This is a genomic window from Neglectibacter sp. CSJ-5, from assembly GCF_032490475.1.
In the GTDB taxonomy this organism is placed as follows: domain Bacteria; phylum Bacillota; class Clostridia; order Oscillospirales; family Acutalibacteraceae; genus Hominenteromicrobium; species Hominenteromicrobium mulieris.
Map to the genome: position 1 here is coordinate 168595 of NZ_JAVYJC010000005.1, position 22920 is coordinate 191514.

General features: G+C 55.5%; 20 protein-coding genes and 1 other annotated feature. Of the genes, 15 read left to right on the forward strand and 5 right to left on the reverse strand.

Features of this window, described 5'->3' with window-relative positions:
- Positions 1 to 86 precede the first annotated feature (86 nt).
- The 13 genes from R2K26_RS11650 to R2K26_RS11710 all read left to right on the forward strand — a co-directional run bounded on the left by R2K26_RS11650 (position 87) and on the right by R2K26_RS11710 (position 15802).
- Complete coding sequence (locus R2K26_RS11650) at positions 87 to 1151, forward strand: rod shape-determining protein (protein WP_316521568.1); 1065 nt, start codon at positions 87 to 89, stop codon at positions 1149 to 1151.
- A 44-nt stretch (positions 1152 to 1195) separates the two neighbouring features.
- Entirely contained in the window at positions 1196 to 2107 is a 912-nt protein-coding gene (mreC, locus tag R2K26_RS11655; RefSeq protein ID WP_316521360.1) for a rod shape-determining protein MreC, read from the forward strand.
- A 15-nt stretch (positions 2108 to 2122) separates the two neighbouring features.
- Positions 2123 to 2677 (forward strand): hypothetical protein, encoded by a 555-nt coding sequence (locus R2K26_RS11660; RefSeq protein ID WP_316521362.1) that lies wholly within the window; start codon positions 2123 to 2125, stop codon positions 2675 to 2677.
- A 26-nt stretch (positions 2678 to 2703) separates the two neighbouring features.
- Positions 2704 to 4761 (forward strand): penicillin-binding transpeptidase domain-containing protein, encoded by a 2058-nt coding sequence (locus R2K26_RS11665; RefSeq protein WP_316521364.1) that lies wholly within the window; start codon positions 2704 to 2706, stop codon positions 4759 to 4761.
- A gap of 142 nt (positions 4762 to 4903) precedes the next feature.
- A complete protein-coding gene (locus R2K26_RS11670) occupies positions 4904 to 5659 on the forward strand; it encodes a P-loop NTPase (protein ID WP_176820587.1) in 756 nt (251 codons plus the stop codon).
- 45 nt (positions 5660 to 5704) lie between these two features.
- A complete protein-coding gene (locus tag R2K26_RS11675; RefSeq protein WP_308449294.1) occupies positions 5705 to 6103 on the forward strand; it encodes a methylglyoxal synthase in 399 nt (132 codons plus the stop codon).
- Positions 6104 to 6133: 30 nt separating this feature from the next.
- Positions 6134 to 6342: a binding site (T-box leader), on the forward strand.
- Between the two features lie 50 nt (positions 6343 to 6392).
- Complete coding sequence (gene hisS / locus R2K26_RS11680) at positions 6393 to 7691, forward strand: histidine--tRNA ligase (RefSeq protein WP_316521372.1); 1299 nt, start codon at positions 6393 to 6395, stop codon at positions 7689 to 7691.
- Positions 7692 to 7722: 31 nt separating this feature from the next.
- Entirely contained in the window at positions 7723 to 9504 is a 1782-nt protein-coding gene (aspS, locus tag R2K26_RS11685) for an aspartate--tRNA ligase (RefSeq protein WP_316521375.1), read from the forward strand.
- A complete protein-coding gene (locus R2K26_RS11690; RefSeq protein WP_308449297.1) occupies positions 9504 to 10109 on the forward strand; it encodes a pentapeptide repeat-containing protein in 606 nt (201 codons plus the stop codon). Before aspS ends, R2K26_RS11690 begins: the two co-directional genes overlap by 1 nt.
- A 359-nt stretch (positions 10110 to 10468) precedes the next feature.
- Positions 10469 to 12766: an anaerobic ribonucleoside triphosphate reductase gene (locus R2K26_RS11695; protein ID WP_316521380.1), complete on the forward strand. Its 2298-nt coding sequence runs from the start codon at positions 10469 to 10471 to the stop codon at positions 12764 to 12766.
- A 410-nt stretch (positions 12767 to 13176) separates the two neighbouring features.
- On the forward strand, positions 13177 to 13338 hold the full coding sequence (gene nrdD / locus R2K26_RS11700) for an anaerobic ribonucleoside-triphosphate reductase (RefSeq protein WP_176820581.1): 162 nt from the start codon (positions 13177 to 13179) through the stop codon (positions 13336 to 13338).
- 11 nt (positions 13339 to 13349) lie between these two features.
- The gene (nrdG, locus tag R2K26_RS11705; RefSeq protein WP_316521386.1) at positions 13350 to 13853 is read left to right on the forward strand and encodes an anaerobic ribonucleoside-triphosphate reductase activating protein; all 504 of its coding nucleotides are present in this window, start codon (positions 13350 to 13352) and stop codon (positions 13851 to 13853) included.
- A gap of 170 nt (positions 13854 to 14023) precedes the next feature.
- A complete protein-coding gene (locus R2K26_RS11710) occupies positions 14024 to 15802 on the forward strand; it encodes a phosphoenolpyruvate carboxykinase (GTP) (RefSeq protein ID WP_316521389.1) in 1779 nt (592 codons plus the stop codon).
- A 291-nt stretch (positions 15803 to 16093) separates the two neighbouring features.
- Here R2K26_RS11710 and R2K26_RS11715 read toward each other — a convergent pair whose 3' ends face one another.
- From R2K26_RS11715 to uxaC, 5 genes are read right to left on the reverse strand one after another with little or no spacing between them, the layout of a single operon-like run.
- Positions 16094 to 17278: a Gfo/Idh/MocA family oxidoreductase gene (locus R2K26_RS11715; RefSeq protein WP_308450123.1), complete on the reverse strand. Its 1185-nt coding sequence runs from the start codon at positions 17276 to 17278 to the stop codon at positions 16094 to 16096.
- Positions 17279 to 17296: 18 nt separating this feature from the next.
- Positions 17297 to 18145, reverse strand: a complete 849-nt coding sequence (locus R2K26_RS11720; protein WP_316521399.1) for a TIM barrel protein — start codon at positions 18143 to 18145, stop codon at positions 17297 to 17299.
- Between the two features lie 9 nt (positions 18146 to 18154).
- Positions 18155 to 18919 carry a sugar phosphate isomerase/epimerase gene (locus tag R2K26_RS11725; protein WP_316521402.1) on the reverse strand — a complete coding sequence of 255 codons (765 nt, stop codon included), beginning with the start codon at positions 18917 to 18919 and terminating at the stop codon, positions 18155 to 18157.
- Positions 18920 to 18943: 24 nt separating this feature from the next.
- Complete coding sequence (locus tag R2K26_RS11730; protein ID WP_316521404.1) at positions 18944 to 19759, reverse strand: SDR family oxidoreductase; 816 nt, start codon at positions 19757 to 19759, stop codon at positions 18944 to 18946.
- A 30-nt stretch (positions 19760 to 19789) separates the two neighbouring features.
- Positions 19790 to 21151 carry a glucuronate isomerase gene (uxaC, locus tag R2K26_RS11735; RefSeq protein WP_316521410.1) on the reverse strand — a complete coding sequence of 454 codons (1362 nt, stop codon included), beginning with the start codon at positions 21149 to 21151 and terminating at the stop codon, positions 19790 to 19792.
- A gap of 164 nt (positions 21152 to 21315) precedes the next feature.
- Here uxaC and R2K26_RS11740 point away from each other — a divergent pair, with 164 nt between their 5' ends.
- The gene (locus R2K26_RS11740) at positions 21316 to 22143 is read left to right on the forward strand and encodes an AraC family transcriptional regulator (protein WP_316521416.1); all 828 of its coding nucleotides are present in this window, start codon (positions 21316 to 21318) and stop codon (positions 22141 to 22143) included.
- Between the two features lie 205 nt (positions 22144 to 22348).
- A complete protein-coding gene (locus R2K26_RS11745; RefSeq protein WP_308450118.1) occupies positions 22349 to 22909 on the forward strand; it encodes a zinc ribbon domain-containing protein in 561 nt (186 codons plus the stop codon).
- The last annotated feature ends 11 nt before the right edge of the window (positions 22910 to 22920 follow it).

The following is a 22920-nucleotide window of genomic DNA, read 5'->3' on the forward strand; positions in this document are numbered from 1 at the left end:
ACCGTGCGCCGCAAAGACGTGCGGCTTGCCAAAGTTTTACCCGTTTCGGGAGGTCTTATCCTATGGGTTCTCTGCAATCTACGATCATGGCGGGTCTTTCCTCGCTTTTTTCTCTTTTTTCAACATCTATCAAAGACATTGGCATCGACCTCGGCACGGCCAACACGCTCGTTTATGTGCGCGGTGAGGGCATCGTGCTGCGCGAGCCGTCCGTGGTGGCGGTGGACGCGAACTCCGACGAGGTTTTAGCCATCGGCAAAAAAGCCAAAGAAATGCTCGGCCGCACGCCGGAGTCCATCACGGCGGTGCGCCCGTTAAAAGACGGCGTCATTGCGGATTTTGAGGTGACGGCAGCCATGCTCAAATACTTTGTGCGCAAGGCCATCAAGGCCGGTTCGTTCACGCGCCCGCACATCGTCATCTGCATTCCCTCCGGCGTTACGGAGGTGGAGCGCCGCGCGGTGGAGGACGCCGCAAAGCAGGCGGGTGCAAGCCGCGTGGAGCTCATTTTGGAGCCGGTTGCGGCGGCTATCGGCGCAGGGCTGCCCACGGGCGAGCCGGTTGCGAGCATGGTTCTGGACATCGGCGGCGGCACAAGCGAAACGGCGGTCATCTCCTACGGCGACCCCATCGTGGCAGATTCCGTCCGTGTGGCAGGCGATAAATTTGACGCAGCTATCGTTTCGTACTTGCGCAAAAAGTACGGTGTGCTCATCGGCGAACGCACTGCGGAGGACGTGAAATTGCAGATTGGCTCCGCTTACCCGCTTGAGGAACTCGGCAGTGTCTCCATGGAGGTACGCGGCCGCAGCGCGGCGGACGGCCAGCCGAAAAATATTACCGTCACGGCAGAAGACGTGCGCGAGGCGCTTTTGGTGCCGCTGAAAGCTGTGTTTGAGTCCGTACACCGCGTTTTGGAGCGGACCCCGCCGGAGCTTTCCGCAGATCTTTTGGATATGGGTCTCACGCTCACGGGCGGCGGTGCACTGCTGCGTGGCTTAGACCGCTTTTTGCATGAAGCGACGGGCCTGCCCGTGCAGGTCGCGGAGCGCCCGCTCGACTGCGTAGCCGAGGGCGCAGGCCGCACATTAGAGGGCAAAGCGCATATCCCCGCAAACGCGCGCGGTGCGGTAAAAGCTGCAGAAAAATAAATTGAATTTGACTTTAAATAAAAATCGAAAGGCAGGTGCGGCGCATGGAGAAATTCACCTCTAAAAATTTTAAAATTTTAATGATCGCGGTTGTCGTTCTGCTCGGCGTGCTCGTGTACGGCTTAAACGCCGGAACATCCGTGTTCTCAAACGTGTTCGGCACGGTATCCGCACCGCTGCTCACGGCGGGGACGAATACCGCCGAGGGCGCAAAGGAGTTTTTAAATTTGGACGGCATGTCCAAAGAGGAGCTTAAAGCGCTGTACAACGACCTTTCGGAGGAAAACCGGAAGCTGCGCGAACAGCTTGTGGATTACTACACCTTAAAAGACGAGAATGCTTCGTATGAAAATATCCTCTCCGTCAAAAAAGCCATGCCTGACCTGCAATTAGCCGCGGGAAGCGTCGTAGGGCGCGACCCGAACGACGTGTTCGGTGATTTCACCATCAACTGCGGCAGCCTTGCGGGCGTATCCGTCGGCGATGCCGTCATCACGGAAACGGGCGTCGTAGGTGTTGTGGAGGAGGTCTACGCCGCGTCAAGCCGCGTGCGGTCGATTTTATCCGAAAAGACGCAGATCGGCGCCACGGATAAATCATGCAAGGAAAGCGGCGTCGTTACAAGCGACATCCAGTTCGCAAACAGCGGCAAGGTGAAAATGCTGTACCTTACAAGAGATACCGAGGTGCAGCCGGGCTCCATCATTACCACGAGCGGCGCGGGCGGCGTGTTCCCGGGCGATTTGCTCATCGGGCGTGTGGACAGTGTGGAGCGCAGCAACGCGGATTCCTCGTACTATGCCATTTTGACCCCATACGTGGACGTAACAGAGGTGACGGATGTCTTCGTCGTGACGGATTTCGACGGCAAGGGCGACGTTACAACCGGCTTGCCGGAGACGAATAACAAAGATGAAGAAGACCCCGCGCAGACCGCAAGCAAGGGAAATGAATAAAAGGAGTGAACCGCTGTGCCGAACCGCAAAAAATGGATACGCTATGTCTTGTATGCGGTTGAGATCCTGCTGCTGTTCCTCTTACAGGATACACCGGGGCTGCTGCCGCAGATCATGGGCGCAAAACCACTTCTGGTGCTTTCCGCCGCGCTCACCGTTGCCATGGTGGAGGCGTGCACGCCCGCTATGGCGTTCGGCATGTACGCCGGGTTTCTTGCCGATATCGGCAGTGGGGCTGTGTTCGGGCATCACGCGCTCACGTTCGGCGTGCTGTGCTTTTTGCTGAGCGGCCTGTGCGGCACCAGAATTCAAATTCAGCTTTTCACATCGGTATTGATGGGTCTGTGGAGCTGTGCCGTCGCCGTTTTGCTCGATTGGCTCGTGCTGTACGTTGCAGCCGGGTATTCACTGACGCTGTACGCGCTCGTCACAAAGTATCTGCCCATCTATTTTTACACGCTTTTAACGATACCCGTGTGCTACGGTTTGCAGGCGTGGGTGCGAAAGCCCCGCGTGCGCAGCGCCATACGGCGGCGCAGGTCAAAGCTGCATAAGCTGCAAAAAATTTAAGTTTTCAACGAAGGGAGACGACAGCTGTGAAAAAAGGACGCGGCCGCTATATTTTCTGCGGCGTTATGCTTGCTGCCGTCTTTCTTTTGTATATCGGGCGGCTTGCCCAGTGGCAGCTTTTAGAGGGCAGCACGTTTGAAGAGGAGGCCGTACAGTCCTCCGCGACGTACTTAAAGCTCACCGGCACGCGCGGCGAAATTTTGGACTGTAACGGAAACGTGCTCGCAGGCAACCGCTCCGTGTATAATGCCATATACAGTCGTCTTTCCGGTAGCAATGAAACGCGCAATGCCGTCGTTTTGGAGGCTGTAAAGCTGCTCGAAACGCTGAACGTCCCGTGGACGGATCGCCTTCCCATCGAAATCAAATCGGGCAAATATCAGTTTAAAACCAAAATGACCGCCGAGATCGAAACGCTGAAAAGCGAAGACATCTTAGACTTACCCTCGAGCGTCACGGCAGACGAGTGCATGGAATCGCTCATCGAGCGGTATGACCTCGAAGCCTATACAAGCCCCGAAGACATCCGCTGTATCGCGTCCGTGCGCTACGGCATGGAGCGCGCGTATTTCAGCCGCACGAACCCGTTCGTGCTCGCAAAAGACATTTCCATCGAAACGGTGGAGCTCTTAAGTGAGCGCAGCGCAGATTTGCCGGGCATTGAAACGCAGGTGGAGCAGACGCGCGAATACCCGGAGGGCGATTTGGCCCCGCATATCGTCGGCACGCTGGGTGCCATTTCGCAGGAGCAATACGATGCCGCCGAGGAAGCGGGCAACACGTATTCCGCCTCAAACGTTTCCGGCTATTCCTATACGGATACCGTCGGCCAAAGCGGCATTGAGAGCGTGTTCGAGTCCACCCTGCGCGGCAAAAACGGCAAAGAGAGCGTCACAACGGATGCCACCGGCAAAGTGACCTCCACCACCGTGACGGAGCCGCCGGAAGCGGGCGATTCCGTGTGGCTTACCATAGACAGCAATGTGCAGCGCGCGGCCGTAAACGCGCTCGCCGAGCAGATTGAAGCGAAGCCGACCGAAGACTGCGAGGCCGGTGCGGTTGTCGCCTTGGACGTGAACACCGGCGGCATCATTGCCGGCGCGACCTACCCGAATTTCGACCTTGAAAAGTACAATACGGACGATGCGTATTTGACGCAGCTTTATGCGGACGAAAGCCAACCGCTTTTCAACCGCGCATTAAACGGCATCTTTACGCCGGGCTCCGTTTTTAAGCCCCTTGTCGCCTTGGCAGCGCTGGAGGAAGGCGTCATCACGCCGACCTCTCACCCCGTGAACTGCGACGGCGCGTACCACTATTATGCGCCGGATTACGAACCGGGCTGCCTCGGCGTGCACGGCGAGGTGGACGTGTACGGCGCCATCCGCAACTCCTGCAACGCGTTTTTCTTTGACGTGGGCCGCATGCTGACCATCCACAAAATGCACACATATGCAGAGCTGTTCGCTCTCGGAGAAAAGACCGGGTGTGAATTGAGCGAGAGCGCGGGCATCATGTCCGACCCCAAAACGTATACGGAGCGCCACGGCGCAAATTGGTATGACGGCCTCACCATTCAGGCGGCCATCGGCCAGTGCGACGATATGTTCACGCCGATCGAGCTTGCGGAATACTGCGCCATGATCGCAAACGGCGGCACGCGCTACAAAACGCATTTCTTAAATAAAGTCACGGACTACGACCGCGCGGTGGAAAAAGAGGCCGCAGAGCCGGAGGTCGTGTTAAAAGCGGAGATCGAAGACGAATATTTCAAGGTCGTGCGCGAGGGCATGCGGCAGGTGTGCACAGAGGGCACGGCGGCCTCGACCTTTTCGGATTTCGGCATTGCCGTTGCGGGCAAGACCGGCACGGCGGAAAACGCCGACCATTCCGATAACCTGACGTTCATCGGCTTTGCGCCGTACGAGAACCCGGAGATTGCCGTGGCGGTCGTCATCGAATACGGCGGCAAGGGCGATGCCGCAAAAGAGACGGCAAAGGCCGTTTTTGAAGCTTATTTTGCCGAAACGCTCCAAAAGGAGGCAAAAAACGCAGAAACCACGGTAACAGAGGGTACGGAATGACGCGTGTTTAGGGAGGATATTTGTCTGCTTCGACAAAAAAGCCGCCGTGTTTTTGTCTCGCTGTGATAAAATTGCGGTATAGCCATTTTTACTTTTGACTACCGTGCATTTTTGTGTTATTATGTTTAATGAGGTATTATCTATGGGTACTGCTATTGTTGTCACATCGGGAAAAGGCGGCGTGGGAAAGTCTACCGTTTCGCTTGGGCTGGCTTCTCAGTTTGCGGCGGGCGGCGAACGCGTTCTGCTTTTGGATTGTGACGCGGGCCTGCGCAGTCTGGACCGTATGACCGGCACAGAGGAAGCGCTCGTGTTCGACAGTTCGGACGTTGTGGCAGGGCGCTGCGCGCCTGCGGATGCGATTTACCCGTGCGTGACCATGCCCGGCGTGTCTTTAATGCCTGCTCCGGCAAGCGGCGAAGACCTTGTGCCGGAACGCGTCATGCTTAGACTCGTTCCGCTTTTAAAGCGCTATTTTGACCGCGTGATCCTTGATTCTCCCGCGGGCGTGGGGCGTGGCTTCCGCGCGGCGGCAGCGGCGGCGGACTGCGCGCTTATTGTGTGCAACTCGGACCCCGTGTGTATCCGCGATGCGTCCATCGTGCGCAGGCTTTTAACAGAGCTTGAGGTACCGCAGCAGCGGCTCGTCATCAATCGCTTTAACGCCGAATATTTCGGCAGCCTTTCCGCCGGGCGGGAAGACGCCGGCGGCCTGCGCGACCTCGATGACGTCATCGACCAAAGCGGCGTGCGGCTCATCGGCATCGTACCCGAAGATAGACAAATGACGGCTGCTTTTCAGCGTGGCTGCGTGCCGGCGGATGACCTGCCCGGCATGACGGCGCTTTCCCGCATAGCGGCACGCATGAACGGTGTTTCGGTTCCCTTATCGTTGTGACATTTGGGATAGGGGCCGAATGATTATAAACAGGGAGGAATTTTCATGAATATCGCGCTTACGGCGCATGACGCAAAAAAAGAGCTTATGGTACAGTTCTGCATCGCTTACTGCGGCATCCTGAGCCGGCATAATCTCTGTGCGACCGGCACCACCGGTAAGCTTGTAGAGGAAGCAACCGGTCTTTCGGTCCACCGCTTTTTAAGCGGCCCACAGGGCGGCGATCAGCAGATTGCGGCGCGTATCTCCTGCAACGAGATCGACCTTTTGCTGTACTTCCGCGACCCCATGCAGAAGCAGGCACTGGAGCCGCACGATAAAAACCTGCTCCGTCTCTGCGACCTGAATAACATTCCCGTGGCGACGAACATCGCAACGGCAGAGGTGCTCATCCATGGCCTCGAGCGAGGCGACCTCGATTGGCGCGAGATTGTAAAGCTGTAAATTTAAAACCAAAGCGTATGCTTTGAAAATACACCGGCATTGACCGGGAAGAGTATCTGCCATGGGGCACAAAACAGAGAGCGCCGCAAATGCTGAGAGCGGCGCGTGCATCCGGCAGAGAAAGACACCCGTGAGCCGCACGAAAGTGCGTTTTCCGCGTTAAGGAAAGAAAGGGGAGGGGAAGCTTTCGCTTTTTCTCCCGAAAAAGGGTGGCACCACGAACCTGTTTCGTCCCTTATCCGTTTTGGGTAAGGGTTTTTTTATTTTTCATGAATGAGAGGGATATTTTATGGAATTGATCACAAAAGCGCCTAAGGGCACCGTGGATATCATTCCGGGTGAATCCGAAAAATGGTCGCTTGTGGAAGCCGTTATGACGGATGAAGCGGAACTGAACGGCTTTTCCGAGATCCGCACCCCGGTGTTTGAGCACACCGAGCTCTTCCTGCGCTCCGTCGGCGACACCACCGACGTGGTGGAAAAGCAGATGTACACGTTTGAAGATAAGGGCGGCCGCTCCATTACGCTGCGCCCGGAGGGTACGGCAGGCGCTGTGCGCGCCATGCTGGAAAACGGCCTGTATAACGGCGGTTACCCGGTAAAGCTCTACTATAAGACCTCCTGCTACCGCTACGAAAAGCCGCAGGCAGGCCGTCTGCGCGAGCTGCATCAGTTCGGCGTGGAGATGTTCGGCACCGCAGAACCGGCGGCGGACGCACAGGTCATCGCCATGGCCATGTCCATTTTCAATCGTCTCGGCCTTGCCGATGACATTGAGGTCTCTATCAACTCCATCGGCTGCCCCACCTGCCGCGCAGAGTATAGAAAGGCGCTGAGAACGTATTTCGAGGGCTATAAGGATCAGCTCTGCGAGACCTGCAATTCCCGCTTGGAGCGCAACCCCATGCGTATTCTGGACTGCAAAAGCCCCGTTTGCGGCGAGATTGCCAAAGGTGCGCCGAAGAGCACGGATTATCTCTGCGACGACTGCCGTGCGCACTTTGAAAAGGTGCAGACGCTGCTGAAATCTATCAATATTCCGTTTTCCATCGATCCCGGCCTCGTCCGCGGCCTCGATTACTACACCCGCACCGTGTTTGAGTTCCCCTCGAAGCGCTTCGGCTTTGCACTCGGCGGCGGCGGACGCTACGACGGCCTCGTGGAGGAAGTCGGCGGCAAGCCCACACCGGCACTCGGCTTCGGTCTCGGTCTTGACCGCATCCTGATGGCGATGAACGAGATGGGCGCAGACTTCGGAAATGACGCAAAGTGCGAGGTCTACATCGCGTCTCTGGGCGAAGCGGCGCAGATGAAGGCGTTCCAGCTCACCGAAAAAATGCACAGCTGCGGCATCGCGGCAGACTGCGACCTGTGTGCACGCGGTCTGAAAGCCCAGATGAAATACGCCGACAAAATCGGCGCGCAGTACAGCATCGTCCTCGGCGACGATGAGATCGCAAACGGCGAAGCCGTGCTTAAAAACATGAAGACGGGCGAAAAGAAGAAGATCTCCCTCAACGATGACTTTGTTGATACGTACATCACGGCCGTCACCGAACAGGAAGACGCCATGCCCATCACATTTTAACCGGTCACACTAACGAAAGAGGAAATCAATCATGACACAATCGAGAACCCATACCTGCGGCGAACTCCGCCTTGCAAACGCAGGCGAGACCGTCACACTGGTCGGCTGGATGGAAAACATCCGCGAAGTCGGCAATAACTTTGCGTTTTTGGTGCTGCGCGATTTCTACGGCACCACGCAGGTCGTCATCGAAAACGAAGAGATGATGAACATTGTAAAGCCCCTCAATAAGGAATCCACGATTTCCGTTACGGGCATCGTGCGCGAGCGCACCAGCAAAAACCCGAAGCTCCCCACCGGCGACATCGAGATCGCGCCGACGGAGATCACCGTGCTCGGCCGCTGCCGTTATAACGAGCTGCCGTTCGAGATCAACCACTCCCGCGAAGCGGACGAGAGCCAGCGTTTAAAATACCGCTATCTCGACCTGCGTAATCCGGAAGTGAAAGCCAACATCATCCTGCGCTGCAACGTTGTTTCCGCTCTGCGCACCGCTATGACGGAGCACGGCTTTTTAGAGATCACCACGCCGATCCTCACGGCTTCTTCGCCGGAGGGCGCGCGCGATTACCTCGTCCCGGCGCGTAAGCACCCGGGCAAGTTCTACGCCCTGCCGCAGGCACCGCAGCAATTTAAGCAGCTCCTCATGACCGCGGGCTTTGACCGCTACTTCCAGATCGCACCGTGCTTCCGCGACGAGGATGCGCGCGGCGACCGTTCTCCGGGCGAATTCTACCAGATGGATATGGAAATGGCGTTTGCCTCGCAGGAAGACGTTTTTGCCGTCATCGAAGACGTTCTTCCGCCGATTTTTGCAAAGTACGGCACGTATAACATCGCGTCCTCCGCACCGTTTGCCCGCATCCCGTACCGTCAGGCCATGGAGGAGTTCGGCTCCGATAAGCCGGACCTGCGCATCGACCTGCGCGTCAAGGATGTTACGGACATTCTGCAAAACTGCGGCTTCGGCCCGTTTGAAAACAACATCGTCAAGGCTGTCCCAGTCTCCAACTGCAAGCTTGCCCGCAAGGCGGTCGATAAGCTCTGCGCAGACGTAGAGGTGCAGGCCGGCCAGAAGCCGTACTGGTTCAAGGTCGATGAATCCGGCGCCATTGCCGGCGGCATCGCAAAGTTTATCAATGCGGATGAAAAGACCGTGGAAGCCGTCAAATCCGCGCTGTCTCTCGAGCCGAATACGCTCGTGTTCCTCTCCGCAGGCAAGCGTGAGGAGGCCCAGAAGACCGCAGGCGTCATGCGTCGTATGCTCGGCGCGGCGTGCGAGGGCCACATGGATAAAGAGCGCTACGAGTTCTGCTGGATCGTCGATTTCCCCATGTACGAGATCGGCGAGGAATCCGGCGAGCTGGAGTTCTGCCACAACCCGTTCTCCATGCCCTCCGGCGGTATGGAAACGCTGCTTAAGGCCGAGCGCGGCGAGATTGACCCGCTCGACATTCTGGCAGACCAGTACGACCTCGTTTGCAACGGCGTAGAGCTTTCCTCCGGTGCTGTGCGTAACCATGACCCGGAGATCATGGTCAAGGCGTTCGAGATGGTACGCCTCGGCGAAGACGACGTAAAGGCGAAGTTCCCGGCCATGTACAACGCATTCTGCTACGGAGCGCCGCCGCACGCCGGCATCGCCCCGGGCGTAGACCGCATGGTTATGCTGCTCTCCGGCGAAGAATCCATCCGCGAGGTCATCGCGTTCCCGATGAACAAGAGCGCACAGGATGTCATGATGGACGCACCGTCCAAAGTCACCGAGGCACAGCTCAAAGAGCTGCACATCGCCGTGACGGAAGAAGAGTAATGTTCTCTTTAGAACAGAACACGTATAAAAACGCGCGGCTCGGCGATACCGATTTCACGGACGCCGAGCTGCGCGGCTATACGTTTGAAAATTGCGACCTGCGCGGCGCGATGTTTTCCGGCGCTTTGCTTGAAAAATGCCGCTTTTCTGCGTGCGCATTCGATTTTTCTCGCTTAAACGACGTTTTGGCGCGCGGCTGTTCGTTTGAAAACTGCACGTTTTCAGGCGCAAGCCTGTTTGTCACCGCGTTTGAGAATTGCCGTGTCTCGGGCTGCTCCTTTGCGGGCGCAGACCTCACCGGCTGGGCCGTGCGCGGCGGCACACTCGAATACTGTGTGCTCGATCATTGTCCGCTCAAAAAGCAGGATTTTTCCGGCATCAGTCTGCGCGGTACGAGCTTTGCGGAAGCGGACCTCGAAAAAGCCGATCTTTCCGGCTGCGACCTTACGGAGACCGTGTTCCGCAATGCGCAGCTGAAAGAATGCGACCTGCGCCGTGCCAAATTTTCGCGCACCGATATCCGCTTTGCAAAAATGCAGAAAACAAAGATCGATTTGGAGGGCGCGGTGTATCTCGCAGGACTGCTTGGCGCCGTCGTCAACTAAAAAACCGGCAAAAAATTTCGTGAAAAAACGCGTTTTATTTTGTCAACCGCCGTATGGCGTGCATAGGGCTTATAAACGGGTATAGACGGTGTGCAACCGCGCCGAAATGTGCCCCAAAAACCGTGAAAAAACGCCATGAAATCACAAGTTATACCGCGCGTTATGGAGAAAACCGTTTCTATGACGCGCGGTATATTTTGTTATTATTATGTAAACCTGATACTATATATAGTGGTTTTGACACTAAATATGCCCTTGACATGTATAGGAAAAGCGCCTATAATCGAAAGTACAGAAAGCGCAAAGCGAAGGCTCTTAGGCTTTGCCGCAGGGGAGAAACGGAAAGGGAAGTTAAACGTATGATTCGATATATTGTCAAGCGCAGCGGGGACAAGGTGTCGTTCGATGCGCGGAAAATCAAAAGCGCCATTTTTAAGGCCAATACCAGGATCGCCGCAGAGCGTATGAGCGACGCCGATCTGAACGAATTGACCGAAGATGTGCTTACGGCGCTCGAAAAGCTGCCGGGTACACCCACGGCGCAGGAAATTCAAAACGTGGTGGAGGAAAAGCTTCTTGCCGCCGATTACGCCAAAACGGCGAACGCTTACATCAATTATCGCACGGAGCACGAGCACCTGCGCGAAATGGACGACGAGCTCGTGAAGATTTTTGAAAATCTCACGTTCCGCCCGTCCGAAGAGGATGACTTAAAGCGCGAAAACGCGAATATCAACGCCGATACCGCCATGGGCACCATGCTGAAATACGGCTCCGAAAGCGCCAAGGCGTTTTACGATAAATATGTCATCCCGCCGGAGATTGCCGAAGCACACGCGAGCGGCGACATCCACATTCACGATAAAGACTTTTACGCCCTCACCGAAACATGCTGTCAGATTGACCTTTTAAAGCTGTTTCAAGACGGATTTTCCACAGGCCACGGCTATTTGAGGGAGCCGAACGACATCCGCAGCTACGCCGCGCTCGCGTGCATCGCCATTCAGGCAAACCAAAACGAGATGCACGGCGGCCAAAGCGTGCCGAATTTCGACTACGCTATGGCGGAGGGCGTGAAGAAAACATACCGCAAGCAGTATTTTCGTGCGCTTGCGCAGTATATTGAGGTGCGGTTTGATATGAGCGCCTCCGATGCCGCCGCGCTGACGGCTGCCATCAAAGAAGCGCTCGGCACCGATGTCACAATGCACACCGCAGAAGCTTACGCCGAAAAGCTGCGCGCGTTTCTGCCGCGCCATCAAGCAGAAAACGGCTTCCAGATCATCACGGGCGACGCTGCCCGCGCCGCCGCGGAATACGCCGCAAAAACCGCCTACAAAGAGACGGATGCTACCACGTATCAGGCCATGGAAGCGCTCGTCCACAATTTAAACACCATGAATTCCCGCGCCGGCGCACAGGTACCGTTCAGCTCCTTAAACTACGGCACGGATACCTCGCCGGAGGGCAGAATGGCCGTGCACAACCTGCTCCGCGCTACAGAGGCGGGGCTCGGCGACGGCGAAACACCCATTTTCCCGGTTCAAATTTTTAAAGTCAAGGAAGGCGTCAACTACAACGAGGGCGACCCGAACTATGACCTGTTCCGCCACGCGCTGCGCTGCTCCGCCAAGCGCCTGTTCCCGAATTTCAGCTTTTTGGACGCCCCGTTCAACCTGCAATATTATAAACCCGGCAATTATAACACCGAGGTGGCGTACATGGGCTGCCGTACGCGCGTCATGGGCAATGTATTCGATAATACAAAGGAAGTCACCTGCGGCAGAGGCAATTTGAGCTTCACCTCTATCAACCTGCCGCGCATCGGCATTGAAGCGAAGGGCGATATGAAAACGTTCTATAAGCTGCTCGATGAAAAAATCGCGCTCGTGGAAGAACAGCTTCTGCACCGCTTCAAAATCCAGTGCAGCAAAAAGGTGTATAATTATCCGTTCCTCATGGGGCAGGGCGTGTGGATCGATTCCGAAAAGCTCGACCGCAACGATTCCGTTGCCGAAGTCTTAAAGCACGGCACCTTAAGTGTCGGCTTCATCGGCCTTGCCGAGACCTTAAAAGCCCTCACCGGTAAGCACCACGGCGAAAGCGAAGAAAGCTGGAAGCTGGGGCTTGAGATCATCTCCCATATGCGGGAGAAAATGGACGAAAAAAGCCATGAGACCGGCCTCAACTTCACCTTGCTCGCAACGCCCGCAGAGGGGCTTTCCGGCCGCTTTGTGCGCATAGACCAAAAGAAATACGGCAAAATTCCCGGCGTTACGGACAGAGAGTATTACACAAACTCGTTCCACGTGCCGGTGTATTACCCCATCAGCGCCTATGAAAAGATTCGCAGAGAAGCGCCGTTTCACGCGCTCACGAATGCGGGGCATATCAGCTACGTGGAGCTCGACGGCGATACGTGCAAAAACATCGACGCATTTGAAAGCATCGTGCGCTGCATGAAAGAAATGGGCATCGGCTATGGCTCGGTCAACCACCCCGTAGACAGAGACCCTGTGTGCGGGTATAACGGAATCATCGACGAGGTGTGCCCGAGGTGCGGCAGAAGAGAGGGTGAAGGCATTCCGCTCGAAAGGCTTCTGGAGCTGAAAAAACGCTACCACGACGTCCCGAATTATTCGCATTTGATTCGATAGAGCAAAGTTACCCTCAACGGTGATTAAAAGTTTCGCCCGCCTTTTCAAAGGCGGTGGGGTCTTGGGGCGAAGCCCCGAGTCGCTTTCTGCAGAAAGCGAAATCTATTTGCCTACCAAAAATCAGGACGGGAACTTCAACAGTCCGGTGGACTGTTGAAGTGTGGGAGACCCAATTAGGGGGTCTCCCAATGAACTTGCATCGCAAGTTCATAAAAGCAAAACGGCAACACATGGGTTTAACCTGAACGACAAGTCGTTCAGCTATGGTTTTGTGCTTTTGATGATTGAAAATCATCAATTTCGCTGCGCGAAACCAGCCCAAGAACCACCTAAAAGACGGCATCCGCCGCCTTTAGAAAAATTGAAATGAATGTAAAAATGTATTTATAAAAAGAATCGAGGCAGTTATCATGTCACCCAAAACGCAGAAAAATACCAAAACCATCATCGTCGGCGAAGGCCGCGGGTTCGACCGCATCCGCCGCATCACAGGCTACCTTGTCGGCACCACCGACCGCTGGAACGACGCCAAACGCGCCGAAGAACACGACCGCGTAAAGCACAGCCTGTAAGGCACGGCAAAATGGAAATCCGCATTTCCGGCATCTTGAACGATTCCATCGTGGACGGGCGCGGCATCCGCCTCACCGTGTTCACACAGGGCTGTCCGCACCATTGTCCCGGCTGCCATAACCCTCAAACGCATGATTTTGCGGGCGGCAGGGTGGAAGACACCGATGTCATCTTTGACATGTTCAAAAAAAATCCGCTGCTGCGCGGCATCACATTTTCGGGCGGTGAGCCGTTCTGCCAGCCAAAGCCGCTTTTAGCGCTCGCAAAGCAGGTGCACGCCCTGCACAAAGACGTCACCGTCTATTCCGGCTGGACATATGAGCAGCTTGTTTCTATGCACAACCCCGATGTGGACGCGCTTTTAAACGCGTGCGACGTTCTGGTGGACGGGCCGTATATCGAACAGCAGCGCAATCTTGAGCTGCTCTTTCGCGGCAGCGAAAACCAGCGTCTTATCGATATGAACGCCACCCGCCGAAACGGACGCGTAACGCTTTTACAGCTCGATTATTAAAAATCTCCGCAAATTTCCTCTGATATGCGCTAAATCAATACCGCTATATCGAAAAAAGATGGGGGCAATTCATGATTTTGTAATTGATTATGCGGAAAACTTGTGGTAGAATAAAGACAAATGGGTTATTTTACATTTTATTTGCCTTTTTGGCGAAAGGAGAAATAACAATGACTAACAACAAGACAATTCTTGCTTGGATCGACGAGATGAAAGCTCTTGTCAATCCGGATCAGGTTGTTTGGATCGACGGCTCCGAAGAGCAGCTCGAAGAGCTCCGCAAGGAAGCGGTTGAGTCCGGCGAAATGATCAAGCTGAATCAGGAAAAGCTCCCGGGCTGCTACTATCACAGAACAGCTCCGAATGATGTTGCCCGTGTTGAGGACAGAACCCTCATCTGCTCCAGAAAAGAAGAGGACGCAGGCCCGACCAACCATTGGAAAGAGCCGCAGGAAGCATACAAGATGCTGTACGATATTGCTCGTGGCAGCTACAAGGGCCGTACCATGTACGTTATCCCGTACTCCATGGGCCCGGTCGGTTCCCCGCTCGCTAAGATCGGCGTTGAGCTGACAGACTCCATCTATGTTGTTCTCAACATGTCCATCATGACCAGAGTCGGTCAGAAGGTCATGGACGTTCTCGGCGACAGCAACGACTGGGTTCGCGGTCTGCACTGCAAGTGCGACGTTGACCCGGAGAAGCGCTGGATCTGCCAGTTCCCGGAAGACAACACCATCATCTCCGTAAACTCCGCTTACGGCGGCAACGTTCTGCTCGGCAAGAAGTGCTTCGCTCTGCGTATCGCTTCCTATCAGGCTAAGAACGAAGGCTGGATGGCAGAGCACATGCTCATCCTCGGCGTTGAGAACCCGAAGGGCGAGGTTAAGTACGTTTGCGCTGCATTCCCGTCTGCTTGCGGCAAGACCAACCTGGCTATGATGATTCCGCCGGAAGGCTACCGTGCAAAGGGCTACAAGGTCTGGACCGTCGGCGACGACATCGCTTGGATGCGCAAGGGCCCGGATGGCAGACTGTATGCCATCAACCCGGAAAACGGCTTCTTCGGCGTCGCTCCCGGCACGAACATGAAGTCCAACCCGAACGCTCTTATCTCCACCCAGAAGGGCACCATCTTCACCAACGTTGCGCGTAACCTCGATGACAACACCGTTTGGTGGGAGAGCCTCGACAAGAACCCGCCGGTTAACGCAGAAGAGTGGAAGGGCGCTAAGGTAAACGGCCCCGAGTATGTTGCTGCCGGCAACAAGCTGGCTCATCCGAACAGCCGCTTCACCGCTCCTACCGCTAACTGCCCGTGCCTCTCCAGCGAGTTTGAGAACCCGCAGGGTGTTCCGGTCTCCGCTATCGTCTTCGGCGGTCGCCGTCCGGATACGGTTCCGCTGGTTTACCAGTCCAGAAGCTGGAACAACGGTGTCTTCATCGGTTCCATCACCGGCTCCGAGACCACCGCAGCTGCTGCAGGTGCAGTCGGCGTTGTCCGTCGTGACCCGATGGCTATGCTCCCGTTCTGCGGCTACAACATGGGCGACTACTTCAAGCACTGGATCGAAATGGGCGAGATGCTCGGCGACAAGGCTCCGAAGATCTTCAACGTCAACTGGTTCCGTGTCGACGAAGACGGCCACTTCATTTGGCCGGGCTTCGGTGACAACCTCCGTGTTCTCGAGTGGATCCTCAAGCGCTGCGATAACGAAGTTGACGCTGTTGAGACGGCAATCGGCTACGTTCCGAAGCCGGAAGACATCAACATCGAAGGCCTCAAGGACTTCGATGAGGAGAAGCTCGCTTCCATCCTCAAGGTTGATAACGCTAAGTGGGCTAAGGAAGCTGCCGGCGTAGAGGAATTCTACAAGAAGTTCGGCGACAAGCTCCCGCAGGAGCTCAGAGACGAGCTCAACGGCCTCGAAGAGCGCACCAAGGCTTAATCAAAACTTAAATCGTAAGATTTAACGCATAGAAAGCGCCGCTTTCGGTTCATCCCGGAAGCGGCGCTTTTGCATATTGTTTTATGCACGGATAGTTTTAAGCTGTACGGAAATCCCACATTCAAAACAAAAGCACGCAGACAAATTCAATCTGCGTGCTTTTTCATCTTAGTCTTTGTGTAGGCAAAAGGATTTCAAGCTCTGCGAAGCTCGACCAAAGGCGTTGCCTTTGGAAACCACCACCTTTGAAAAGGTGGACGAAACTTTTAACCGCCGTTGTCGGCAACTCGCTTATCTTACCTTCCAGCGGTCGTTATACGTGCCGGAAAGGTCTGCAATCTTGCCGCTGTCTTCTTTCTCTTCCTTCACGTGCGAGGTCGCTCTGCGCTCGTTTAAATATTTCAGGAACAGCTCGCCGTCCACCGGCACAGCCTGCGGCTTGCCCGTCCAGTCGGAAAGGTGAATGGCGTTCGAGATATTCAGGCCGTTAATGCCCTCATAGCCCGGCGCCAGCAGCTCTTCGCCGTACAGAATAGCGTTTGTGAAGTTCTGCAGAATGCCGTTATGCCCAAGCTCAATGTTGTCCGTTTCCACTTCGGTCACGGTCATTTCGGGCTGCGCAAAGCCCTCTTTGCACGTCACGCAGAATTCGCGCTCCGGCACGGCGAGCTTCCACCAGGTCAGCTTGCCTTCTTCCCAAACAAGCTTGCCTTTGTCGCCTGTAATCTCCAAACGGTTCGTGCCCGGGCACTCACCCGTCGTGGTGATGAACGCGCCCGTCGCACCGTTCGGGTACTCGGCGTAAGCCGTCACTTCGTCCTCAACCTCAATGTTGTGCCAATGGCCGTACTTGCAGTGGCCCATCACGCGGTTCGGCATGCCGAAGATCCACTGCCACAAGTCAAGCTGATGCGGGCACTGGTTCAGCAGCACGCCGCCGCCTTCGCCTGCCCACGTCGCACGCCACGTGCCGCTGTCGTAGTATGCCTGCGTGCGGTACCAGTTCGTAATGATCCAAATGCAGCGCTTCAGTTCGCCCAGCTCGCCGCTCTGCACGATCTCGCGCATTTTCTGGAACTTCGGGTTCGTGCGCTGATTGTACATGATGCCGAACACCTTGCCGGATTTTTTCGCGGCCGCATTCATTTCCTCCACCTGCTTTGTGTAAACGCCGGCAGGCTTCTCCGTCAGCACGTTCTTGCCCTTTTCAAAAGCATAGATCGCAATGGGGGAGTGGAAGTAATGCGGTGTCGCCACGATCACCGTGTCACACACGCCGCTGTCAATCATTTCCTTGTAGTCTTCATAGCACGGTACGCCGGGCAGATTTTCGTCCGCCCAAAGGCGCTTCGATTCCGCAATATCGCACACGGCGGCAAGCTCCATACCCTTGATATTGCCGGAGAAAATGCTCTTTGCGTGCGCCGAACCCATGTTGCCGATGCCGACAATGCCGACCTTTACTGTTTCGCTCATGAAATTACCCTCTTTCTGTTATTCGATGGTTTTTAAAATATCGTGCAGCGCATCGGAAGCCACATCAAACGCTTCGTCCGCGTCTTTATATACGCGCTTGTGCAGAACGTCCTCACCCTGCAAATTCTGCAAGCCGCTGAAATCGTACAAATGCGGCTCCAGCGTCAGCATGTACGGCTTACCCGTTTCCGCCAACGTTCTTAAAATACTCGGCACAGAGCCGTCTCCCTCACCCGCAGGCACCACGCTGCCATCCTTGAACAGCGCGTCTTTGATGTGCATATAGTCGATGATCGGTGCGAGCGCCTTAAAGTTCACCGCCGGGTCGTCGCCGCACTGAATGTAGTTTGCGGGGTCAAATACGCACCGCAGCGCCGGAATGGCTTTGTGCAGCTTCTCCACGCGCTTGAGCGTGTCGCCGTAAATGCCCTTCTCATTCTCGTGGCAGCAGTGTACGCCATTTGCTTCGCCGTAGTCCACCATTTTCTGTATTCGCTCGATCACGGTATCGTGATAAATCTCCGGATTTTTGCCCTCCGGAATATAGAAGCTGAACATGCGAATGCGCGTGGTGTGCAGCTTTTTCGCAATCTCCACGGCGCGCTTGAATTTCTCAAAGTGCGGTGCAAAATTGTCCTCAATGCTGATCTTGCCGATGGGCGAGCCGATGGCGGAAATGCTGATATTGCCCGCTGTAAGCTTCTTTTCAACAACATCAAGCTCCTCGTCCGTCAGGTCTAAAATGCCCTTGCCGTCCACGCCGCGGATTTCCATCAGCGGAATATGCTTGCGGTGCAGCGCCGCAATCTGTCGGTCAAACTCCGGCGAGGCTTCGTCCGCAAACGCGGAAAGTGTAAACTGTGTCATATGCCCTCCTTAGAACGTGCAGCCGGCACGAAGCAGGTTTTCGGCGCTCAGCTTCAGCTCGTCAAACGGGCTGCGGTCGTAGCAGTTGTCCTGTTCGATCATCGCATATTGAATGCCTGTCTTTTCGCATGCCTCAATGATGGACTTAAAGTCCATGTTGCCGTCCATCACGGCTGCAAAGCGCTGCTCGTGGCCGTGCATCTTCATGTCTTTAAAGTGAATGACGTCAATGCGTCCCGCCATTTTTTCAATCTGCACCTGCGGCGAGCGCCCGCCGTACTGCGTCCAGTAAACGTCCAAAATAAAGCCCCATTTTGCCGGGTCGGTCTCCTCCGCCATGTGGTCGATGAGGCACTTGCCGTCAAATTTCTCGTATTCAAAGCCGTGGTTGTGGTAATGCAGCTTCATGCCCGCGTCGTGCAGCTTGTCGGCAGCGGGGCCGAAATCCTTCAAAAACGCGCGCATACCTTCCAGCGAGCCCGTGTATTTCTGCGGCATCATGCCGATGCCCACGTGGTTCGTACCGAAAATGCGGTGGTTTTCAATCACCTTTTCGGTGTTCTCCAAAATGAGCTGCGGGTTCGTATGCGTAATGATGATGGAAAGCTCGTTTTCGTCGCAAATTTCGCGGATGATATGCGGGTCAATGTCGCCAAACGCAGAGACCTGCAAAGTCTTGTAGCCGATGTCGTGCAGCTTTTTCGCCGTTTCTCTAAAGTCGGCTTCGTTCTGCGCATAGTCGCGGATGGTGAAGCCCTGTGCACCGATGATCATGAAAAATTCCTCCCAAAAGTCAGATTATACGCCGGAGTACGCGGAGAAACCGCCGTCCACCGGGATTGTGATGCCGGTCACAAAACCGGACGCGTCATTGTCGATGAGGAAGCGCAGTGTGCCGAGCAGCTCCTCCGGCTCGCCGAAGCGGCCCATCGGGGTCTGCGAGATGATTTTGTGGCTGCGCGGGGTCAGGCTGCCGTCCTCGTTAAAGAGCAAGGTGCGGTTCTGGTTTGTTGCAAAGAAGCCCGGCGCAATGGCGTTCACGCGGATGTTGCAGTTTGCAAAGTGTACCGCCAGCCACTGCGTGAAGTTCGAGACCGCTGCCTTGGCACCGCTGTACGCCGGGATCTTCGTCAGTGGCGTAAACGCATTCATCGAGGAGATATTCACAATGCAGCCGCCTGTTTCCAGCATGTCGGTCGCAAACGCCTGCGTCGTCAGCAGCGTGCCGAGAAAGTTCAGGTTGAACACGAACGAAACGCCGTCCTGGTCAAGGTCAAAGAACGACCGCGCGTTTTCGTCCAGCATATCTTCTTTGCTGAAATACTCGCTCGTCGTGGTGCCTTTCGGGTTGTTGCCGCCCGCACCGTTGATAAGCACCTCGCACGGGCCGAATTTTTCCAGCACAACGTCATGCGCCTTTTTTAGGCTCTCTTTGTCCAGCACATTCGCCTGCACGGCAATGGCCTTGCCGCCCGCCTTGCGGATACCCTCCGCCTCGCGCTCCGCAGCTTCCAAATTGAGGTCAAGCAGTGCGATTTTGTGCCCGTCTGCGGCAAGCGCGCGGGAAAAAGCGCTGCAAAGCACGCCGCCCGCGCCGGTAATGACAATATTCATAGGAAATTCCTCCTTATTATAACGTGACTTTTATTCGCTGAATAGCTTGCGGCTGTTTTCCACGCAAAGGTCGGTCAGCAGCTTCAGCGCCGCCTTTTCGCTGAGGAACGTGCCGTCCATAAGCTCTTCCGCAACCCTGTTGCATAGCACACGGCGGAAATAATCGTGGCGCGCATAGGAAAGGAAGCTGCGGCTGTCTGTCAGCATGCCGGTAAACTGCCCAAGGTGGCCGGTTTCCGCCATAATGTTCAGCTGCTCCTCCATGCCGCGCTTGTGGTCACAGAACCACCACGCTGCGCCGGGCACAACGCCCTTAAAACTGCCCGCCGTCGTCGCAAGCGCCATATACATCGAAGGCTCCAGCGTGTATAAGATTGTGTGCGGCAGCGAATCCCTGCGGTCCATCGCGTCCAAAAGCGCTGCAACTTCGTGCTCCGGGATCGGGTCGCCCACGCAATCGCCGCCGGCGTCCGGACCCACGGCCTCAAACAGCCGCGTGCATGCGTTACGCTTTACGTTCAGGTGCAGCTGCATCGTCACATTATGCGCCTTGTATTCGTGCGCCAAATACACATACATTTCAAATAGAAAATTACGGAACTCGTTTTCCGGGATTGTCTTTCCCTTCAGCGCCTTTTTAAACGTCTCCGCGGCATCGCAGCTTTTGTCTTCCTTCGGGAAGCCCTCAATGCCGATATCGCTCACGCGGCAGCCGTTCTCGCAGAAGAAATCAAGCCGCTTTGAAAGCGCCGTTTTCAGGTCGTCGAGCGTCTCCACACTAAAACCGCACACCTCGCCGAGGTGCAAGGCGTAGTCGCGATAGTTCGCGCGGCAAATGTTCAGCGCCGCGTCCGTGCGGAACGAGGGCACCACGCGCACCGGGAAGTTCTTCTCCTTCGCAATTTCCTTGTGGTATTCCAAAGAATCCGCCGGGTCGTCCGTCGTCGCCACAAGCTCCACATGGCTTTGCAGCATCAGTTTGCGCGGGGAGAGGTGGTGTTCCTTGATATACGCGTTCGCGCGGTCAAAAATATCGTCCGCACTTTCCGCTGTCAGTGTGTCTTCAATGCCGAAAAACATCGAAAGCTCCATGTGTGACCACACATAAAGCGGGTTGCCCATCGCAGTCTCGAGGCACGCCGCCCACGCGCGGAACTTCTCGCGCGGCTCCGCGTCGCCTGTGATGAGCGCCTCCGGCACGCCGCAGGCACGCATCAAACGCCACTTGTAGTGGTCGCCGCCCAGCCAGATCTGCGCAATATCCGGGAATTCCCTGTCCTCCAAAATCTCCTTCGGCGAGAGATGGCAGTGGTAGTCGACGATCGGCAGGTCGCGCACCGCGTCATATAAATTCTTAGCAACATCGCTTTTCAAAAACAGATCGTTTCGCATCTGAATAAACTCCTTTCGGGCGGCAGAAAAAGGCAAAGTTTCCCCACCGCTGCTACTGTAAGTATAGCACGATGAATTGCAAAATAAATGATATATTGCGGCACATATATTGCAAATCGGCGCAAACTGTGCTATGATTTCTCCAAAGGAAGATGGTGAAAAACGTGGAAACAGGTAAAAATGACGAAATGCTGCGGCAAGATTTTCAGCTTTCGCACAATCGAGACCCCTATTTTCGCACCATGGAGTTTCACGCGCACGATTTTTTGGAGCTCTATTACTTTTTGGACGGCAGCGTGACGTATTATATTGAAGATCAGGTCTACGACCTTTGCCCCGGCGATCTGCTCATCATTCCCGCCGGCAAAATGCACCGCCCCGTCATCGCAAACGAGCACGCCGCCTATGAGCGCATGGTGCTGTGGATCACCCCGCAGTACCTGCAAAGCATCGACAGCCCCGCGGGTGACCTGCAAAAAAATCTGCAAAAGGTGGGGGAGCACGGCTACTGCGTGCCTTTTCGCGGCGATGAAACGGTGTTCGTCACGGCGCTCTTAAAAAAGCTCTTGTATATGCAGAAAAACGATATCGACCCTAAGTTCTGCGCCGGCGCCGTAGAGCTGTACCTGTGGACGATCTTCCGCTCCTACGGCGTTATCGATACCACGCACCGCAATGAAACACAGGTCATCCCGCAGGTCATTCGCTATATCACGGAGCATTTCAGCGAGCCTTTAACGCTCGAAGACATCGCCGCAGAGTTCTTCGTCAGCAAATCGTACTTAAACCGACACTTTAAAGCATATACCAATTCCACCGTGTACGCCTACATCATGGCGCTTCGGCTCACCCATGCCCGCCGTATGCTGCGCGAAGGCATCCCTGCCGTAGAAGCCGGCCGCGAGTGCGGCTTTTCCGATTATTCCACATTCTACAAAGCCTTCAAAACCCAAACCGGCCTTTCACCCCAGCAGTTTAAAAGCCGGGCTTGATTTTGGAAAAATGCGTATGCTTCACGCGCTTTCGCAGCCGCAGACAGAACATAGGAAGAGCGGCTGACGTTTTCTTAAAATTTCCTGACAAGCATTTACAACCGAAATCAAATTCGCTATAATGGAGATAACAAAAATCAATGCGCAGCGAAACGGCGGCGGCATGTCGACTGCGGGTATCTGCGCGAAAGGACGGTAGAAATTTATGGCTTTTTGTGAAAAATGCGGAGCACAGATCCCCGAAAACGGCACCTTCTGCGCAGCTTGCGGTGCGCCCGTAGCGGCACAGGCGCAGCCCACCCGGATCCCGGAGCAGCCGGCAGCACAGCCGCAGGCACCCGAGCAGCAGCCCCAGCCGCCGGTTTACCCGCAGCAGCCCGTATACCAGCAGCCGGTCTATCCCCAGCAGCCTGCGTATGACCCGGCAGATCACACCGCAGAGTTCGACCCGGAGGATGTCTCCCAGAATAAGGTCATCGCCATGGCAGCGTACATTCTCGGCACCGTCGGCATCATCATCGCACTGCTTGCGGCACCGCAGAGCAAATACGCGGCGTTCCATTCCCGTCAGGCGTTGAAGCTCGACATCGTCAGCACCCTGCTGCTCATCGTTTCCGCTGTGCTTGCTTTCACGTTCATTGTGCCGATTGCCGGCGCTGTCTGCATTGCAATTCTCTTCGTCGTGCGCATCATCTGCTTCTTCCAGGTATGCAGCGGCAAAGCAAAGGACGCCGCCATCATCGGCAAGCTGCCGTTCTTGAAGTAAGAAATACAACG

Bases quoted from the DNA above. Each gene is read 5' to 3' on its own strand.
- R2K26_RS11730 (WP_316521404.1), bottom strand. From the start codon at position 19,759: ATGAATATTGTCATTACCGGCGCGGGCGGCGTGCTTTGCAGCGCTTTT.
- nrdD (WP_176820581.1), top strand. From the start codon at position 13,177: ATGTCACCCAAAACGCAGAAAAATACCAAAACCATCATCGTCGGCGAA.
- aspS (WP_316521375.1), top strand. From the start codon at position 7,723: ATGACACAATCGAGAACCCATACCTGCGGCGAACTCCGCCTTGCAAAC.
- R2K26_RS11695 (WP_316521380.1), top strand. From the start codon at position 10,469: ATGATTCGATATATTGTCAAGCGCAGCGGGGACAAGGTGTCGTTCGAT.
- R2K26_RS11690 (WP_308449297.1), top strand. From the start codon at position 9,504: ATGTTCTCTTTAGAACAGAACACGTATAAAAACGCGCGGCTCGGCGAT.
- nrdG (WP_316521386.1), top strand. From the start codon at position 13,350: ATGGAAATCCGCATTTCCGGCATCTTGAACGATTCCATCGTGGACGGG.
- uxaC (WP_316521410.1), bottom strand. From the start codon at position 21,151: ATGCGAAACGATCTGTTTTTGAAAAGCGATGTTGCTAAGAATTTATAT.
- R2K26_RS11670 (WP_176820587.1), top strand. From the start codon at position 4,904: ATGGGTACTGCTATTGTTGTCACATCGGGAAAAGGCGGCGTGGGAAAG.
- R2K26_RS11715 (WP_308450123.1), bottom strand. From the start codon at position 17,278: ATGAGCGAAACAGTAAAGGTCGGCATTGTCGGCATCGGCAACATGGGT.
- R2K26_RS11720 (WP_316521399.1), bottom strand. From the start codon at position 18,145: ATGACACAGTTTACACTTTCCGCGTTTGCGGACGAAGCCTCGCCGGAG.
- R2K26_RS11650 (WP_316521568.1), top strand. From the start codon at position 87: ATGGCGGGTCTTTCCTCGCTTTTTTCTCTTTTTTCAACATCTATCAAA.
- hisS (WP_316521372.1), top strand. From the start codon at position 6,393: ATGGAATTGATCACAAAAGCGCCTAAGGGCACCGTGGATATCATTCCG.
- R2K26_RS11710 (WP_316521389.1), top strand. From the start codon at position 14,024: ATGACTAACAACAAGACAATTCTTGCTTGGATCGACGAGATGAAAGCT.
- R2K26_RS11675 (WP_308449294.1), top strand. From the start codon at position 5,705: ATGAATATCGCGCTTACGGCGCATGACGCAAAAAAAGAGCTTATGGTA.
- mreC (WP_316521360.1), top strand. From the start codon at position 1,196: ATGGAGAAATTCACCTCTAAAAATTTTAAAATTTTAATGATCGCGGTT.
- R2K26_RS11725 (WP_316521402.1), bottom strand. From the start codon at position 18,919: ATGATCATCGGTGCACAGGGCTTCACCATCCGCGACTATGCGCAGAAC.
- R2K26_RS11745 (WP_308450118.1), top strand. From the start codon at position 22,349: ATGGCTTTTTGTGAAAAATGCGGAGCACAGATCCCCGAAAACGGCACC.